This is a genomic window from Prevotella sp. MGM1 (assembly GCF_002933775.1).
Classification (GTDB): Bacteria; Bacteroidota; Bacteroidia; order Bacteroidales; family Bacteroidaceae; genus Prevotella.
The window spans coordinates 1-2,358 of the sequence record NZ_BEWV01000137.1; the positions used below are offsets into that span (position 1 = coordinate 1).

Below are 2,358 nucleotides of genomic sequence, written 5' to 3' on the forward strand. Positions count from 1 at the left end.
TGTCTGTCTTTTCGCCGATAGATTGTATTTTCCTGCGTTCCATCAGCTTGTCCATATCTCTGGAGATTTTATCATCGGTTATCCGTGCATACCCCTGTGTCGTCCGGATATTGGAATGTCCCATCATTTTAGCGATGCTCTCGATAGGTATATCCGATGAAATCAGGAACGTACCGAAGCTATGCCGACTTTGATGATAGGACAAGTTGTCTTCTTTCCCTATGATTACACCCAGCTCATGAATCTCAAACCACAGGGCATCCCGATTGGGAAGCGGGAACACGGGATGTTCATCGTCAGTCGTGTTATACAGCGACAATATCCGCTCCGCTATGGGATGCAGTGGAATGAACGCCTCTATCTTTGTCTTCTTGCGGTTGATGCGGATGTACCGCCTACCATCCGCATTCGTCCCGATATGATGTGGATGCAGGAGCATTATATCCACATACGCCAGTCCGGTCAGGGTCGAAAAGATGAAAGCCCGTCTTGCCAGTTCCATCCGCTTGTCATACATCGGGGTGGAAAGTATCTTCTTGAACTCCTCACGGCTGATATACCTGTGCCTTGCCTCCGGCTTGGTTTCATATTCCATTTCCTCACAAGGGTTCACGCGGATAATCTCCTTATCGACTGCCAGATACAGCAGGCGGTTCAACCAACGCAGGCAATGGTTGGTTTGGGAAGCCCCGAAATTCTTGCATCTCTTCAAAAACGCTTTGTAGGCTTTGCCGAAATCTTCCGTCACTTCCTCAAGGGCGATGTCTTTCTTCCCTAAAGAAGCGAGATAATCCGTCAGGTACTTCTGGTAGTACATGGAGTGTCGGTAGGAAGAAGTTGAGTCTATTTCCTCGGAATGTTTCTTCAAACGCTCCCTTTCCCATTCCCCCATTTGCAGGAGGGTCGTCGGATGGATGTTGTTCAAGGTGATATGGTTCTTCAGCATCTCCGCACTGACCACACCTTGCGATTTCAATATCTCATTATAGGCTTCTTCCATCAGGCGCAGGTATTCCCGTAAACGGTTGTTCTCCCTTGCGGACTTTATCTCGTTCTTCCTGCCGTTCCAGTCTTCCGGTCTGCAATAAATTCCGGGACTGATGACGGTCTGTTTGCCGTCAATGGTTATACGACACAATACGGCGGTCGTACCGTCAGCCTTTACCTTGCTGCGGTTGATGTAGGGTAATAATGAAAATGTACTTCGCATATTATTCTTTAAGTGTTAAAGAGTGAGTTTGAAATCTTCGGTCGCTTTAATGAACTTGTCCATGTCCTCAAATAGTTTTTTCGGGCTTACACGGGCATATACCTGAGTGGTGGAGATATCGGAGTGTCCCAACATCCTGCTGATGGTCTCTATCGGAACGCCTGCTTCAAGCGTTATCAACGAGGCAAAGCTATGGCGGGCCTGATGGTAGCACAAGTCATCCTTGATTCCTGACAATGCCGCCAACGCTTTCATGTGCCTTCTGAGATTTGACCAGCGAAGTAAAGGAAACAAGGTTTCCCTGTCCTCACTATGGTACTTATTGATAAGCGCAATAGCTTCGGGCAATAGTTTTACGCTGGCACGGAGTTCGTTCTTCTTTCTGCGGTATTTCAGCCACAAAGCCCCGTCCTTATCCGTATATAAATTGGTATGTGTAATTGAAACGACATCTGCATAAGAGACTCCGGTATAGCATCCAAAGAGAAACATATCCCTTGCCAGCATGTGGGATTTGCGGTAAGCAGGTATTTCCACATCCCGGATTTTCTCAAACGATTCACGGCTTAATGCCCGTGGTGTCGTTTCAGTCTTCTTCGGCAAGGTAAAATGCTGGAAATGGCTCCTGTCGGCATACCCCTTCTTATAAGCCAGACGGCATATCTTCTTCAGGATGGCAAGATGATGGCGGACGGTATCTATCGCATATCCCTTGTTTTCCATAGCGAATGCTTGATAGTCGTGGATGAACTGTTCCGTCAGTTGCCCGAATGACAGGTCCTTGACCTTGTACTGATGCTCGATGAACTCTCCGAGGGTCAGACGCATATAGTGATAGCCGGGATAAGTTCCTTTCGCGCGGTCTATGCCGATACGGGCTTTGAGGTCGTCACAGACAACATCCGTCATTTTCATGAGAGTCATCTGTGTTTCCATGCTGCCTTGAAAATGATTCTTCACATCGGTGGCTTCAAAATCCACTTTACGACTCACAAGGCTGTTGAAAGCGTTGTTCACCGCCAACAGCAGTTTTTCAATCCTGGCATTGGTTTCCACCGCTTCCTTGCTCTTGCCGTTCAGACGGCTTTCACGTGGATTCCACAGTTCGGGAGTGCAGGACAGCTTAGATCCGAACTGCGCCATCGTGC

General features: G+C 48.0%; 2 protein-coding genes. Both read right to left on the reverse strand.

What is annotated here, in order from left to right; translation table 11 throughout:
• A partial coding sequence (locus MoGM_RS05540; RefSeq protein ID WP_104369136.1) for a site-specific integrase occupies positions 1–1,210 on the reverse strand: 1,210 nt, incomplete at its 3' end.
• Between the two features lie 15 nt (positions 1,211–1,225).
• A partial coding sequence (locus tag MoGM_RS05545; RefSeq protein ID WP_104369137.1) for a site-specific integrase occupies positions 1,226–2,358 on the reverse strand: 1,133 nt, incomplete at its 5' end.